General features: G+C 41.3%; 13 protein-coding genes and 1 pseudogene. 6 read left to right on the forward strand and 8 right to left on the reverse strand.

What is annotated here, in order from left to right:
• Nucleotides 1–112 precede the first annotated feature (112 nt).
• The 4 genes from H5181_RS14615 to H5181_RS14630 form a co-directional block, all read right to left on the reverse strand.
• On the reverse strand, nt 113–427 hold the full coding sequence (locus tag H5181_RS14615) for a hypothetical protein (RefSeq protein WP_182751386.1): 315 nt from the start codon (nt 425–427) through the stop codon (nt 113–115).
• Between the two features lie 1306 nt (nt 428–1733).
• Nucleotides 1734–2780, reverse strand: coding sequence for an oxidoreductase (locus tag H5181_RS14620; RefSeq protein WP_182751387.1), 1047 nt, complete (start codon nt 2778–2780; stop codon nt 1734–1736).
• Nucleotides 2781–3922: 1142 nt separating this feature from the next.
• Entirely contained in the window at nt 3923–4231 is a 309-nt protein-coding gene (locus H5181_RS14625) for a DUF962 domain-containing protein (protein ID WP_059747951.1), read from the reverse strand.
• 69 nt (nt 4232–4300) lie between these two features.
• Nucleotides 4301–4930 carry a GNAT family N-acetyltransferase gene (locus H5181_RS14630; RefSeq protein ID WP_011636729.1) on the reverse strand — a complete coding sequence of 210 codons (630 nt, stop codon included), beginning with the start codon at nt 4928–4930 and terminating at the stop codon, nt 4301–4303.
• A gap of 173 nt (nt 4931–5103) precedes the next feature.
• Between H5181_RS14630 and H5181_RS14635 the strand changes: the two genes are divergently transcribed.
• Complete coding sequence (locus tag H5181_RS14635; RefSeq protein WP_011636728.1) at nt 5104–5340, forward strand: DUF2789 domain-containing protein; 237 nt, start codon at nt 5104–5106, stop codon at nt 5338–5340.
• Between the two features lie 34 nt (nt 5341–5374).
• Here the strand turns inward: H5181_RS14635 and H5181_RS14640 are convergent.
• Nucleotides 5375–5758 (reverse strand): annotated as a pseudogene (locus H5181_RS14640) (DUF3192 domain-containing protein).
• 159 nt (nt 5759–5917) lie between these two features.
• Between H5181_RS14640 and H5181_RS14645 the strand changes: the two are divergent.
• The 3 genes from H5181_RS14645 to H5181_RS14655 all read left to right on the forward strand — a co-directional run bounded on the left by H5181_RS14645 (nt 5918) and on the right by H5181_RS14655 (nt 9768).
• Nucleotides 5918–6283: a hypothetical protein gene (locus H5181_RS14645; protein WP_123777022.1), complete on the forward strand. Its 366-nt coding sequence runs from the start codon at nt 5918–5920 to the stop codon at nt 6281–6283.
• Nucleotides 6284–7057 carry a Zn-ribbon-containing protein gene (locus H5181_RS14650; RefSeq protein WP_123777023.1) on the forward strand — a complete coding sequence of 258 codons (774 nt, stop codon included), beginning with the start codon at nt 6284–6286 and terminating at the stop codon, nt 7055–7057. It abuts the gene before it with no gap.
• A gap of 602 nt (nt 7058–7659) precedes the next feature.
• The gene (locus tag H5181_RS14655; RefSeq protein WP_259397059.1) at nt 7660–9768 is read left to right on the forward strand and encodes an AAA domain-containing protein; all 2109 of its coding nucleotides are present in this window, start codon (nt 7660–7662) and stop codon (nt 9766–9768) included.
• Nucleotides 9769–9902: 134 nt separating this feature from the next.
• Here H5181_RS14655 and syd read toward each other — a convergent pair whose 3' ends face one another.
• Entirely contained in the window at nt 9903–10553 is a 651-nt protein-coding gene (gene syd / locus H5181_RS14660) for a SecY-interacting protein (RefSeq protein WP_182751389.1), read from the reverse strand.
• Between the two features lie 54 nt (nt 10554–10607).
• Between syd and queF the strand changes: the two genes are divergently transcribed.
• Nucleotides 10608–11465 (forward strand): NADPH-dependent 7-cyano-7-deazaguanine reductase QueF, encoded by an 858-nt coding sequence (gene queF / locus H5181_RS14665; protein ID WP_059747945.1) that lies wholly within the window; start codon nt 10608–10610, stop codon nt 11463–11465.
• 142 nt (nt 11466–11607) lie between these two features.
• On the opposite strand, the gene H5181_RS14670 is transcribed toward queF, so the two are convergent.
• Nucleotides 11608–12570, reverse strand: coding sequence for a LysR family transcriptional regulator (locus H5181_RS14670; RefSeq protein WP_182751390.1), 963 nt, complete (start codon nt 12568–12570; stop codon nt 11608–11610).
• A gap of 215 nt (nt 12571–12785) precedes the next feature.
• On the opposite strand from H5181_RS14670, the gene H5181_RS14675 reads away from it, so the two are divergent.
• Complete coding sequence (locus H5181_RS14675) at nt 12786–14777, forward strand: alkyl/aryl-sulfatase (RefSeq protein ID WP_182751391.1); 1992 nt, start codon at nt 12786–12788, stop codon at nt 14775–14777.
• A gap of 156 nt (nt 14778–14933) precedes the next feature.
• On the opposite strand, the gene H5181_RS14680 is transcribed toward H5181_RS14675, so the two are convergent.
• Entirely contained in the window at nt 14934–15929 is a 996-nt protein-coding gene (locus H5181_RS14680) for a 4'-phosphopantetheinyl transferase superfamily protein (protein ID WP_259397056.1), read from the reverse strand.
• Nucleotides 15930–15964 lie beyond the last annotated feature (35 nt).

The following is a 15964-nucleotide window of genomic DNA, read 5'->3' on the forward strand; positions in this document are numbered from 1 at the left end:
TACTTGACTAACAACCGCTAATTTAAAGCCTAACGTGTAATCTCGTTGAGTACGTTTTATATTGATTGATACTGAAGGTTTCATAGATAAGTCTCCAATGTGTCAACTTATCTCAGGACGGGACAAGATCTTGTTGACGCTCTCGGTATTCAGTTAAGCGCTTTTTACCAGGAGTATCACCATTTTCAGACACCAAACTCCAACGTTCAGTTTCAGGTAAGGATGCATTGAATTGTTCAATACGTGTCATGTCGGGCATCACCGTTTGCTGTGAATACTGCCAAAGCACCTTGGTACCGTCATTATTACTATTGAGATCGCTGAACGCTTGCTTAACCCATTGTTGTTGTTCTTCGCTCACGACTGCATTGGCGTTATAGCAAACGAATGAAAAACCAACCAATAGTGCAACTTTAAACCCTTTCATGCTATCTCCTTATACAATGGTGAGTTAGATGTTGTGTACTTAAATGAGGTACTCAAATGAAGTACTCAAATGAAGTACTCAAATGAAGTACTCAAACCCTGCACATAGGCACTTTACAATTTGACAACATAAACACCATTAGTTCCACCGATACTGAAAAAAAGCCAAAAGAAAGGCCGCGACAGTAACTGTCGCGGCCTCTTTATCTCTTGTTAAGCTTTCCAGCTATAAATGTGCTCCCTGCACCATCCATGCGTATCGCTTGCTTCCTGCTCTATCCTTGTTCAATCCTTGATGTTCCTTGTACAATTAAGTACTTTCCCTCTTACTCGATTATCCTTTTACCGAGCCTGCTCTATCCTGAGCGTGTCCTTATATCATCCATGAAATTCTTAACGTATCCTGTCGCAAATCATTTGCGTAGAATCTTGCATCCATTGCACACTATCATCCTGATAATGTTATAAAACTTGCTTAATCCGCTATTGCGTCCATTGAGCAAGCTTAACGTTTCATCCTGAAACTCAATATCGTCCGTTATTTCCATATACTTATGGTCTTCCAAGACCTCTTTACTACCTTGTAATGTTCCCGTCCTAGGAACGAGATAAATAATAATTCATTTACCGCTACGTAAACAGGTACCTCTAAATGATTAAAATATCTCACAGATAACACAAAATAAAATAATCAGTTAAATCAATTAGTTGAGCACCATGGAGAAATGCCACCCCATAATTAAGTGATTTGGCTCACATGCTTTGTGAGATATATCTCACAAAGCGTCAGGCAGAAAAGGTAAGCGCCAAGTTAACTATTAACATTAGATAAACATCGGCAACTAACAAACAGCTCAAATTCCGACGCGAACTAGCAAATTCGGTTTGATCTTAATTGACGTAATCTGAAAAAGTTCAGCTTAGTGGCATATCTGTTAATTACATTGAATAGAGCTATTGTTGAGAGTTTTTGTATTGAACCATTCTGGCGATAAACATTGAGATGCGCTGCATTTGTTATCAGCCGTCAATACCTAATAACATGTTAATTCGCCCAATAGTCCACGCGATGTCACTTTTGAGTAAGAGTAATATTTAACCTTTACACGTAACACAACCACAAGCGCTTACTGATTTAACACTTAATGCTTACTTTTATGACTTTAACTTAAACAAGAGTTAAATAGCGACTCATTGAAAAGTATAAATAAAGCTTATCGACTATGACTTCATTACAGAACATAAGTTAATTGTTAATCAAGCAAACATTCTTGCTCGATTAACAATAAATGGACTAGGGTATGTGCTTATCGTTCAGACACTAACAACTTACGACCTTCTTGAGCACTGTCAATGCCGAGTTCAATAAGTCTCATGACCAAAAGAGCCTGCTCTGCTGTTACTGGATTTGGGCTCCCAAGACAAATCGCATCGCGGATGCCTTCATAATATGCTTGGTAATTACCTGGAGTCGTTATGATGTCTTGCTCGATAATCGCGTCTTTGTGTTTCAGCGATAATTTGCAAGAAAGTGGATCGTTCCCCCACCCCGGAATTCCAGGTTGCTGACCTGACTTAAGCGCATTTTCCTGCGTATCAAGACCAAACTTAGTAAAACTGCCACTAGTGCCATGCACGGTCATACGTGGGCCAGAGTTAGCAACCAATGCACTACCATGAAGAATTACCCGCATTTCGTCATATCTCAGCACAGCATGAAACCAGTCGTCTGCGACTGCTCCATCACGTTGTTGGGCAAGGTCTAACCACATTGTTTTTGGTGTACCGAACAACTGCAGTGCCTGATCGAGTAAATGCGAGCCCAAGTCAAACCACAAACCTCCGCCTAGAGCTGCCGACTCACGCCAGCGCGTTTGAACTTCAGGCCTATAGCGGTCAAAGTGTGATTCAAAATGTGTCACACGGCCTAGTGAACCTTCCCGCAGCACCTTCTGTAACGTCAGAAAATCGGAATCCCAACGGCGATTATGAAATACTGATAGCTGTCGATCACATTGCTGAGCGAGCTTAATAAGCTCTTTACCTTCATCGGTAGTGAGGGTGAACGGCTTATCCAAGACGACGTGCTTTCCGGCAGCTAGCGCTGCTGCCGCTAGTGGAAAATGCGTCTCGTTGGGAGTTGGAATAACCACCAAATCGATATCAGCACAGGAAAATAACTCTTCGGGGGATGAGTACACAGGCAAATCAGGTTGGTCTATATGCACCTTTGCCGGATTGCTGGAGGATATTGCGGCGAGTTGCAGGCCCGGTACAGCCTTAATCAATGGTGCATGAAACGTTTTTGCGGCATAGCCGTAACCAACAATGCCTGTTTTGAGTATCTTTGTCATAAACTAATTCCTAACATGGGCGGCAAAATATAATATTCATCAATACCTAAAAAAGCGGCTTTATTTTGTGAATTTACCTTACACAACGATTTGCAGCTGGACGATTTAAATTATAGAAAATGAACCATCATTATTTTTATAAATCGATTTCTAACCAGCCAGATACGACTATATAAAGTATTGTACTTAATAAAGCTTCAGGCTGAAATTGGCGGGGCAGTAACATCGATATTTTAGCGTTAGAACATAACATGATCTACTCACAACTGTATTAGCGTTAGTGTCGATTAACACACCGAAGGCTTAGCAAAACATATCGTGAAGTAAAATGTATTCACCACGATTTTAGTAAAATCAGTAAGGGTTCGCTGATGTTAGGATCGTTGGCTCAAACATGGCATGTAGCAAAATGAGTTAGTAGTTTATCAAGCTTGCTTAAGCTCTTTTTGCGACTGCAATCGCACAACTCAAATTCCAGAAATTTTTACGCCAGAAAGCAAAAAGGCACAACCTTAAGTTATAAGGTTGTGCCCGTTAACACTTTTGTCAGCAATCCGGCTGAAAGTTTGCTCCCTGCACCATCCATGTAAACATGCTTCCTGCAGTCCTTTTCCCTGTTCTCATTTCCTTGTCTATTTGTGTAACGCAAATAAACGCATGAGTTTCATTCCGTTGAACAGCCTATCCATTGGCTGAGCGATAAATCTATTCAATCCGTTGAATTTTCCCAGCTGCATCCTGCAGCTTTATCCTTTTTGTCCTTGTGTCGACTATTTACTGTCTTCACCCATCCTTGATTCGGCTATCCATTTGCCGAGCTTATGCCCTAATCCGTGAGCGTGTCCTAGTATCATCCTTAATATTCTTAAGCATCATTAGTCTTATTTCTCATCCTAAGAAAACCAACTGATGACCCGCTTTCGATAACTACATTCTAGCCAAAATAAACGCCGATAAAAGTCACTCAACTCCATTTAAATAAACATCCCACATGTCTGCAAAACGTTAAAACAGTGTAAACAGCTGATTTTAAAGGGTTAAAAACAATTTACAACGTTAAACACTGACAGCTTTAGATAAGATCCCTTACACACTTGTAGGATATTGCTTACAAAAGCGTGAGCAAGTTAATACTTCCAGGGTTATTTGCGCCATAAACGCCTTATCATTTGGCCAAACATTACCCAATCTGCCCATAAGCTGTATAGCGGATAAGTGAATGTTGCGGGGCGATTTTTTTCAAATATAAAATGCCCTAACCATGCAAAACCATAACCTACTACCGGCAACCATAATAACTGCCACCAATGTTGGTTAATCAAAGTGTTAATAATGATCACTAAAATAATGCTACTGCCAATGTAATGCAGTCTTCGACAAACGGGATCTTGATGTTGCGACAGATAAAATGGATAAAACTCTGCAAATGAAGAATAACGCTTAGGTTCCATTACTCACTCCTTATTAACAACTCGCTAATGGCATGCTCTGTTAGGGTTAGATTATTCTCAGTTTAGGCGCTAGGCCTTGCTGTAAAACAATATTTCGCCGTCAACATTGCCAATACTAACAGTGGCAATGCTGGTAAACTCTTGTTTAACGAACGCCTGATGGTGCGAAGGATTACTCACAAATACCCCGATGCCATCAAGCCCAGGTTGCTCATCACACCAACTCAATACCGCTTGAATTAATCTGGCACCATAGCCTTTGTGCTGTTCATTGGGGGATAACGCAATAAATTGTAAAACCCCGCATTTTTGCGAAGGAAGATGTTCTAAAATGCAGGTTTCTTTTTGCATTAATCCTTGAGTTGATTTCCATCCTGTTCCCAGCATCATTTTAAAACGCCAATGCCAATAACGCCCCTCCCCCAAAGGCACTTGTTGCGTGATCACACAGGCAACCCCGATTAAACGGTCGCCGTCAAATAGGCCAATTAAAGGTTGTTCTTGTTGCCATAACTCGTTTAACTCTTCACGAATCGCAGCTCGAAGTTTTTGTTCATATTGTTGATTGTCATGTTGGCCAAGTACTTCGATAAAATAGGGGTCATCATGATAAGCGTTATAAAGTATTGAAGCCGCCACTCGTAAGTCTTCTGCCGTCAAATACACTGCACGTAAAGTTTCCAAGGTGTTATTGTCCATTATTATTCCTTGTTGATTAACTCGCTAAACTTAACTTAACAAGTTTGAAACATTGTACAAGTTTTGTTTACCCATTTTACTTTTTAGCGGCAGTGAGTGTCAGTTGTTTGCTATTTATCTCATCAAGACGGATACTAAAATTGTTTATCTAACCATCACAAGGAATGCGTCAAATGGACACTACATCAAATGATTTAAGTCACTTATTTAAGCAATTAGGGTTACCTCATGATCAAGAGGGAATCGACGACTTTGTTATCCAAAACAAACTTGCTAAACACACATTGATTATTGATGCTGATTGCTGGAATCCAGGTCAAAAAGCATTTTTAAAAGAGGCATTATTAGAAGACGCCCAATGGTCAGAAGTGATTGACCAATTGGACGTGATGATGCGAGCTAAATTGTAATTAACGCTTAATGTCTGATAACGTCACTCGGCAATTAGTGTTGTCTATAGGCTGTGTCGCCCCAGCCCACTAAGACGTCATCTCTGAACACAATTGGCGTGCATTCATCTTTGGTTGTTTTACCATCTCCTTAAGCCCATTGGGTACGATAAAACAACACTTTGATGGATTGTTCTGCATTATTTTGAGTCGACTTAGTATAAGCTTCACTAAAATCAGCAGTTCCCATTAAAGTTGTCACTTGATCACTGCTCATTCCCATAGACAATTTGCTCAACAAGTCACGATTTTTATCTTGTTGCACTTGCCAATAATCAGCACTTTTACCCGATTCATGGTCACCGACACTGATAACACAACCACTTAATCCTAGTGATGTCGCGCCAATTAATGCCGCTGCGATAAGTTTTAATTTCATGTTGCATCCTTTTTGTTAAAATAAAATCCACATTGTATTTACAGATCCTTTAAGCCAAAATCGTGCCATAAAATAATGCACTGATTTATATAGCTTTATGTTTTAACTCAACAAGAATTAGTTAATCTCACTATATGGAATTAAGGAATTAAACCAACAATGAGTCCAATTGAACAAGTGCTTGCCGCAGCAAAATCGATTGCTAACAATGGGCATACGCCCAGCTTGGCCCTGATAAAAAGCCGTTTAGGCAATAGCATCCCAATGCCTACCCTTATCCAAGGTTTACAACAATTTAAGGCATTGCCTAAATCTGAGTGGCAACATTTACCGGAATTAGCAGACATTCCATCAATAGCCGACGTCCCATCACATGACCAACCCGATCTTGCTCAAGTGATCCAACAGGTTATAACCCTACAGCAACACATTGCTCAGCTAACCCAACGAGTTACTGAGTTAGAGCACCAAGCACAAAATAATATGGCTCAAAGCAACATAATCAATAATAAGGCTGACCAATAGATGTTTGTCACCGAACTACGCTTTGAATGTTTTGCCGATACGACGATTGAGACGGTAGAGAAAGCCATTAACGCTTTTCTTGAAGCCTTACGAGCTAATGGACAAATTTTAGGACGTGAATTTGCGGTAGCATTTAATGATGGTGAATTTAGAGTTCGTCTGCTGCTACCTGAAAAAACCAGCTTAGCAAACCGTCACAGTAGCCCATGGGTAAAAGTGACCTTAGCAGGCTTAACCGCAGCCAAACTATTGGCCCCTAGAGAAAAGTTTATCGGCCAAGACATTAATTCAGAAGCTAGCAATACCGACACGCCTTCATGGCAACTGCTGTATACCAGTTATGTGCACATGTGTTCGCCACTGCGTAATGGTGACAATCTATTACCGATCCCTCTTTATCAACTGCCTGCTACTTTCAATGGCGATCATAAGCGCATCATAAAATGGCAAACAGAATGGCAAGCATGCGATGAACTGCAAATGGCCGCAGCCACTAAAGCAGAGTTTGCAGCTTTGGATGAGATAACTCGGACGGACAGTGACCTGTTTAGACGCGGTTGGGATTTACGTGGCCGGATAGAATATCTAACTAATATCCCCACTTATTATTACTTATACCGTGTGGGCGGCGAATCATTGCAAGCAGAGTTATCTCGCCCCTGCCCAAGCTGCGGCGCTGAAGATTGGAAGCTAGATGAACCACTTTTAGACATGTTTCACTTTCGCTGCGAGCCTTGCCGTATTGTGTCTAATTTGTCTTGGGATCATCAATAAATGGAATTGTGCCATTGAGTTATCAGCAGATTATTTCCTACTACAAAGATTGTTATAAGGAAGATAGCGCCTCCATTAATCTTTGGAATGTGAACAAGTTTAAACAAGAAGATCGTCTCATTCTTGAGGGGCAAGATGAACTAGGTAAAGGTTTTTTACCTCGTTTACCTATCCCGCAAGAATTTGCCGAGCCAATGCTTAAACGAGTGGCGATGTATCAAAGGGAAAGAATACTGCTGTACGCACGATTTCTATTTGTCGGTAAAGTAACCATAAAAGGTGAGCTCAAAACGGTTGTCTCGCCGCTACTGTTTAATGAAGCCACCATTGAACAAGATAACCATAGTTTCTATTTTGCGGCCCAAGCTGAAGACACTGAAATCAATGAAGCCCTGCTGCTGCAATTGCTACCAGAAGATAATGAGCTATCACAACAGCTCATTAATGAAGACGTACATTCACCGTCGTTTTGGACGTCATTCTTTAATCACAATCACATAGACATTCATTCGCTTGAATTACTGAACTATCCAAAACTTGCCGAACACCAAGACATTAAAAAAGCGTTAACCCAAAAAATACCCCGTTTGTTACCTATTTCGATGCTACTTTTTGTTGAGCGGTCTTCGAGCAGTCGTGGTGTTCTTCACGAATTAGAAAGTATCATTAACGCCAATGAGCAATCGGCTCCCATTTGTAAGCTGTTTAACCAAACGTTTGAAAAACAGGCTGTAAGACTCAGAGAGCCGATACTTAAATATGACTTTTTACCGGGGTTATTATCTACGCCACAAAAGAAAGTTATTCATATCGCTGCCAATGCCGATTTAGGCTGCGTGTCTGGTCCGCCAGGAACGGGCAAGAGCTACACCATAGCGGCTGTTGCTGCCGAACATATGGCGCGCGGTGAGTCGGTGCTTATTGTGGCCAATAATGACGTAGCCCTTGATGTGATTGCAGCTAAATTGGCGAGTAATTTTAACTTGGGCGAAGTGTCTATTCGCGCAGGACAAAAAGCATTTTTAAAACAATTAAAAGATTATACCGCGGACTTACTCGCAGGATACTTTAGCGATGACTTAAGCCAAAACCCGCAAGCATGTGAAGACGAACTGAATAAGCTGCAACGATTACTGATAAAACTGGAAAAACGTTTCCTGGCGTTCAGTCGCAGGTCTATTAGCCGTGGGTTGCACCTACATAAACTTCAAGCACAACAATCAACATGGCTAAAACGGGTTTATTTGTTTTTTACCCAAGGGTCAATAAACCAATGGCATCGACAATGGGATGCGTTAAACACTATCAACAAGCACACTGTCACGCGGGAAACACTGGCAGCTGAATATCTTAACGCACTAAAAAAGAATAACTTAACCACTTTAGTTAATCAGCACCGTAAATCGCTACAGGCCTTTAACCAAGCTATTCGCAGTAGAACGTCTAGTAAACAACTCGCGTTATTTGAAAAAATAGAATACACCACATTATTTGCTGCATTTCCCATCTGGCTCGCCAGCTTAAACAGCCTACACAGAGTATTGCCGCTTAATCGCGAAATGTTTGATTTAGTGATTATTGACGAGGCAACACAGTGCAATATTAGCAGTTGCTTACCTGCGCTATACCGTGCAAAACGTGTACTGATTGTTGGCGACACTAAGCAATTAAAGCACTATTCCTTTTTAGCCAGAAGCAAACAAATTCAATTACTTGCCAAAAACAATGTGCCCGAAAGCAGCCCAGGAGCCATCAGTTATCGAGATAACTCCATCTTAGATCTAGCGTTAAAAACATTAGCTAGCGCACAAGAGTTGGCATTTTTAGATGAACACTTTAGAAGTAAGCCTGAGCTTATTCATTTTAGTAACCAGTCTTTTTATCAATCTAAATTAAAAATCATGCAACATCGCCCCTGCACCAGCTCAGGCCATTTGCACCTTCATCGTGTTGAAGGCACTCGAGACGCATCGGGCGTTAACCCACAAGAAGCTCAGAGTTTATTAGCAGAGATCCAACACCAAATAACACAAGATGCCCAAACAGGCATCACTCATAGTATTGGGATTATCTCGCCTTTTAGCGCACAGGCTGAATATATCGCCACATTGATTGAGCAGAAGATCCCTCAAGCAGATGTCATTAAACACAGCATACGTGCAGCCACGCCGTTTGGGTTTCAAGGCGAAGAGCGGGATATCATGCTGATTTCGTTTGCGATTGATAACGACAGTAAACGTGCGGCTGCGTATTTGAATAAAGCGGATGTGTTTAACGTCACCATTACCAGGGCACGTCAAAAGCAGTTGATATATTTGTCTATTGACGACTCGTTATTACCAGAACACAACCTGTTACGCCAATATGTTACTTCTATAACAACCTTTAATGCCAAACACAGCGTGACCTCAGAGATAGACACATTTCAGCAAGAGCTTATAGAGGCATTAACACAGTACAATATTGATACTTGGCCTGGGTATACCATTGCCGGTACCGAAATAGACCTATTGTGTCGTTATGCAGACAAATACATTGCTGTTGATCTTATTGGTTTCCCTGGACCTTGGGTTAACTTTTTTGAGCTAACAACCTACAAATTATTTAAACGGGCTGGCGTTGATGTTTTGCCCGTAAGCTACGGATTATGGATTGTGGATAAACAAGCGTGCATAGATAAAATCACTCAAACGCTAGAGTTTAGAGTGTAGAGTGTAGAGTCAATAACCTAAGCGAAGCATAAAAGCGGCAGTTGTTACGAGGAAGATGAGTGTTTGAATGCTCGTGTTTGCATTCAATGAACGCATTGAAGCCCCCTAAAATGGCACTTCAATGCTTCATGCGGTTACTTTTTACGTAACAAATAATCCCACATGGTTTTAATGCGTTGCCAAATCCCTGGATGATCTACCGTATGAGGTAATTCCTCGACGGGTTTTGATGGCGGTTTTATCATCGGAGATAGGTTTTCTAAAAACTCGGTCAATGATTCGGCTAATTTAGTGCGCTGTTTTTCACCAGGAATTTCAATCCACACACTGCCATCGTCATTGTTTACCGTCAGCATTTCGTCGCCTTCGCCTAACACACCAATAAACCAAGTTGCTGGTTGTTTAAGCTTTTTCTTCATGATCAAATGACCAATTACATTTTGTTGCAAATTTTCAAAGTCATCTTGATTCCATGCTTGGAGTAATTCACCGTCACCAAATGATGCAGTAAACGGTAATGGCGCTGAAAAATATTGGCCATAAAATGCATGAATATCTTGGTGTAATTGAATATTTAATGCATGCTCCACGTTACTAAAGTCAGCGACATTGTCACGTTTAACAGGCTGCCAGAACACGGTATCATCAGTGTCCGCATTAAATGTACCTTGAATACATATTGAGTCTTCGCCCAAAGGATAATAGCGCGGAAATTCAGATAGCGTATCTTGATAAGATTTAAGATAATTTTTTATAAAGCAATCTAATGCAGATGAACAAGACACTTAAGCCACTCGTAGTTTATAATAAAACCATATTTTGACACGGAAACCGATTAGATGACACACAATCACGACCCTTATAGTGATGCAGCAGCATTAAAAGGCCTTACATTAGGCCAAGCAACTGCTTATCAAGCTGAGTATGACGCGTCACTGCTGCAAGGGGTTCCACGTAAACTTAACCGAGATGCTATTGAATTAAGTGGTGAACTCCCTTTTCACGGTACCGATATTTGGACCGGATATGAATTGTCCTGGCTTAATGCTAAAGGCAAGCCTGTTGTTGCCATTTTGGAAGTTCAGTTAGATATCAACAGTGTCAATTTGATTGAATCTAAATCGTTTAAACTGTACTTAAATAGTTTTAACCAAACTAAGTTTGACAGTGTCGAAGCCGTACAAGAAACCTTAAGCCGCGATTTAGCCGCTTGTGCTGAAGGCGAAGTGACCGTAAAAGTCATCGAACCTAAGCATTTTAATCTTGAACGAATTATTGATTTGCCGGGTACGTGTATTGATGACTTGGATATTGAAGTAACCGAGTACGAATTTAATCCAGACCATTTAATCGGTGGTACAGATCCTGATAAAAACGTGGCAGAAACACTGAACTCAAACTTATTGAAATCTAATTGTTTAATCACCTCGCAACCCGATTGGGGCAGCGTAATGGTCCGTTATCAAGGCCCTAAAATTGATCGTGAAAAATTGCTGCGCTATTTAATCTCATTCCGTCAGCATAATGAGTTTCACGAACAGTGCGTTGAGCGTATTTTTGTCGACTTAAAAAAATACTGCCAGTGTACTAAGTTAACCGTTTACGCACGTTACACGCGTCGTGGTGGCTTAGACATCAATCCATACCGCAGCGACTTTGAAAACCCACCTGAATCAAATCGCTTAGCCAGACAATAATCGCGATTGATGATGTGAACGATTCATCATCGCCAATGGTTACTAGCTGAAAAAACATGAAAGCCAACCTAAATCAGGTTGGCTTTTTTATTGGCAGTTTGCTGTGGCTCACAGTCTTATTTACAGCGCGCGATATAAAACCCTAAGTTGAGAGGTTATAAGCCTTTTCTATTAACTCAACGATGGTTTTCCTTAACCAAATACACGACTTGTCTAACGCATGCTTAGTTGGCCAAATGCTGTACAAATCGATTGGACGAGTTTCAAAAGGTAGTTCAAGTAACGTCAGTTTAAACAACTCAGCGTAGTTTTGGGTGAAAATATAAGGGGCAATACCAATCGCGTTAGACTTGCTGATCAACGACAGCATACTTAATAAAGATGACTGCTCACTGTATAAAGTTCGTTGTGGCAAAGGTGCGTTAGCAATAATGTCCGCCACACGCATATTGTCGCGATGAAATCGATACATAACGTGTTCGGCGGCAAAATAGTCGTCTCGACTTAGATGGTTTTTTATCACCGGATGGCCTTGGCGTACCACACAGACTATTCGTTCTTGTGCAACTTTTTGGCAACTAAACATTTTCAGTTTTGGTGGCACGATATCGATGACCAAATCCACTTTTTGCATTTGCAAATCTTGAAACTGCTCAGCCTCAAAAACAGGTGAGTTGCGTAGCACCACCCTGACAGACAAATGCGCTAATGCGTTATCTAACTGCGGTTGTAACAAATCGATAACAGCTTCATTAGCATAAATGGTAAACACCCGTTTAGAGGTACTAGGATCGAACGCTTTAATCCCCATTAACGTTTGTTCAATGGTATCAAGCATAGGTTGTACAGTATCAAAAATATGAGTTCCGATGGCTGTTGGCTCAATACCACGACCGACACGAATAAACAATTCACATTCCAGAGCATGCTTAAGACGGTTAATCGCATTACTGACCGATGACTGCGTTAACCCTAACTGCTCTGCCGCACGAGTGATAGACGAATGCTGACACACAGTACAGAATACCCGCAATAAGTTTAAATCCAGCATGGGCAGTTTGTTATAGACTTGCTGACCTAGCTTATTGGTTATTTCATCACCCATGTTGGCTCCATCGCCCTGCTCTGTTTATTCCATGCTTTTAAACCAAGATTTCCACTTACTGGCTTTAGCGACATTACTAATACGTTATCCATTCCCTATACATTCACAACATAAATGCATTACCACCATTTAGCTATAGTTATCTTTTGATGTTTAGCCACTAAGATAAATTCATCTTTTTACATTTTATATACACATAGGGTGATAACTAATTGATGAAAAAATCCCTCATAGCCATTTCAATGCTAACGACACTTCCATTCACTGTATTTGCAGCTCAACATCAACACGACCACATTAGTGTCGACTATTCAGGCAAGCCTGCTACACCCGTTACGGCGGCGCATAATGCCGAAGTTGCAAAAGGCCTTAACTTTAACGATAAAACAGCTCTTGACCGCTTTAGTCGAAACCAAATTGCTGAGTTCGACCAAGTAACCGCTGACATTTTACGGGCAGAATTTAGCTTTATCAGCGAGCAATACCCAGACTCAGTCAATCCATCACTTTATCGTCAAGCACAACTTAATATGGTACCCAACGGTTTATATAAAGTGACTGATGGTATCTACCAAATTCGTGGCACTGACCTATCGAATATGACCTTGGTGCGCGGTAAATCTGGCTGGATTATTTATGATGTACTGTTAACAAAAGAAGCCGCAGAGCAATCACTAAAATTTGCTTTTGAACACTTACCAGAAGGCAACAACTTACCCATTGTAGCAATGATTTATTCCCACAGTCATGCAGATCACTTTGGTGGAGCGCGCGGGGTTCAAAACTTATATCCTGACGTGAAAGTGTACGGTTCAAATAATATTACCGCTGAAATAGTAGACGAAAATGTGCTTGCAGGTAATGCCATGAGTCGCCGAGCCAGTTACCAATATGGCGTAACACTGGGTAAAAATAATCACGGTATTATTGATGCAGCATTGGCAAAAGGATTATCAAAAGGCGAAATCACTTACGTAAAACCAGATTATGAAATTAATCAACAAGGACCATGGGAAACTCTGGTCATTGATGGCCTAGAAATGGTCTTTATGGACGTGTCTGGTACAGAAGCAGCAAGTGAAATGGTGACCTATATTCCGTCAAAAAAAGCGTTATCGACGGCAGAGCTTACCTACGATGGTATGCACAATATCTACACCCTACGAGGTGCCAAAGTACGCGATGCACTTAAGTGGTCTAAAAATATTAACCAAATGATCAGCTCGTTCGGCCAAGATGTTGAAGTGCTTTTTGCATCGCATTCAGCACCGGTATGGGGCAACAAACAAGTAAATACTTACCTTAAAATGCAACGCGATAACTATGGTTTGGTCCATAACCAATCATTACGATTAGCTAACCAAGGCGTAGTATTACAAGATATTGGCGATGCGATCATGGATACTATTCCGCAAGAGGTTAAGCAAACCTGGTACACCAATGGCTATCACGGTACTTACAGCCATAATGCCAAAGCAGTTTATAATATGTATCTGGGTTATTTCGATATGAACCCTGCCAATCTGAATCCCTTACCCACCAAAAAAGAGTCGCTTAAGTTTGTTGAATACATGGGCGGTGCCAACAAAGTGGTTGAAAAAGCACAAGCGGACTTTAACCAAGGTGATTACCGATTTGTTGCCACTGTATTAAACAAAGTCGTGATGGCGGAGCCTAGTCATCAACAGGCACGTGATTTACTCGCCGATGCCTATGAGCAGTTGGGTTATCAAGCTGAAGGCGCAGGTTGGAGAAACATCTATTTAACTGGCGCACAAGAGTTACGCGTGGGTATTCAACCAGGCGCACCTAAGTCGGCATCGGCTGATGTGTTGGGTGAAATGGACGTGGCTACATTATTTGATTTTCTTGCCGTAAAAGTCGATAGCATAGCCGCAGCTAAACTTGGAAACGTCAGTTTAAATGTGGTCACTAAAACTAAACAAGGTGACGTTGAAACAACCATATTCGTAGAGCTTAGCCATGGAAACTTGAACAATATTGTTGTTGACAGCCCACAACCTGCCGACGCCACATTAACGATTGCCAAAACGGATATGGTCAACATGTTATTAGGTAAAACATCATTAAAACAATTGCTACAAAAAGGTAAAGCTAACATGACCGGCGACAAACAAGCTTTTGGCAAAATCGCCTCAACCTTAGTGCAGTTCAATGACCAATTTGAAATTGTGCCATTAAACTAATCGAATGACTGTATATTTACGTGAATGATGGGCTGATTGGCTCGATGCTAGCGGTTTTGGGATGGGCTGTGCCATGTTGGTTGTATTGATGTTACCTATGTTGGCAAGGTTTAAAAACTGGCACTCACTTGAGTCTTAGCCAAAGCTCTGCTTTGGTTAAGACTCCTTGTATACATTCAGCAAATCATCAAGGCTTAATTGAGTACACGATAACGTGTTGTAAATGGAGTATGACTCAGTTGCCAAGGTAGAAGCTGCTGAGCTAGCCAACCCCAAAGTCACTGCAAAACGGTATTCTTCATCGAGTCGTCCCATCACCGTTTGCCAACTAAAATCGCTTGCGGCAGGCTCTTTACTATCAGTGAACTTCAGCTTTACTAGCTTATGTAACTCGATTGGCTTACTGCCATTATCAATCAACTGTAGCGGGATATGACACTGTTGTGAACGACTAAAATCAACACTAAATGACTTGAGTGATAACGCTAATCCAAGTCCACGCGCCTTAATGTAGGATTCTTTTACAGACCACAGATCAAAAAAACGTTGTCGTTGTAATTCCTCGGGCAATTGCAACAAGGTGTTGGTTTCTGCTTCGGTAAAATAGTGATTCAAAATGGGCACTATATCAGTACTGCTGCGCTCGCGTTCAATGTCGACACCAAAGCAAATAGCTTGCTGAGGACGACATACCCACTCGTTACTTGCATCTTCACTCGTTGGCTCATTTTTTTGTTCGGCATTGGAAGCAATTAATATCCCAACCATTAACCACTCACCGCTGTGACTTAAATTGAAATGCAGCCCTGTTTTCGCCAACAAATCTGGTGTTAGTGCCGGTTTACCTTTAGCACCGTAATTAAAACGCCACTCATTGGGCTTTAGTTCACTATGAAGTGATAACACAGCCCGAAGCCCTAAGCGTACTTGTAAACCATTATTGCGCGCCGACACGCTCCTATAACGGCTCACTTTAGCGACCTCGTCATCAGTTAACCAACCTAATGCTAAACCCGCTTCATAACCAGCAGGTGATAGCGCCCCATTAAGCGGCACAAAATAAACATAGGGCTGAGAAAGCCCTGTAGATCGAGTGGCTGATTGAACAGCTAATGGTGTCGTTGATTGAGTTGCTGAGGACATGACCGACATTAAAAATACATAACACTCTATTAAACGATAATACA

This window comes from Shewanella sp. SG44-2, assembly GCF_014164215.1.
Taxonomy (GTDB): Bacteria; Pseudomonadota; Gammaproteobacteria; order Enterobacterales; family Shewanellaceae; genus Shewanella; species Shewanella frigidimarina.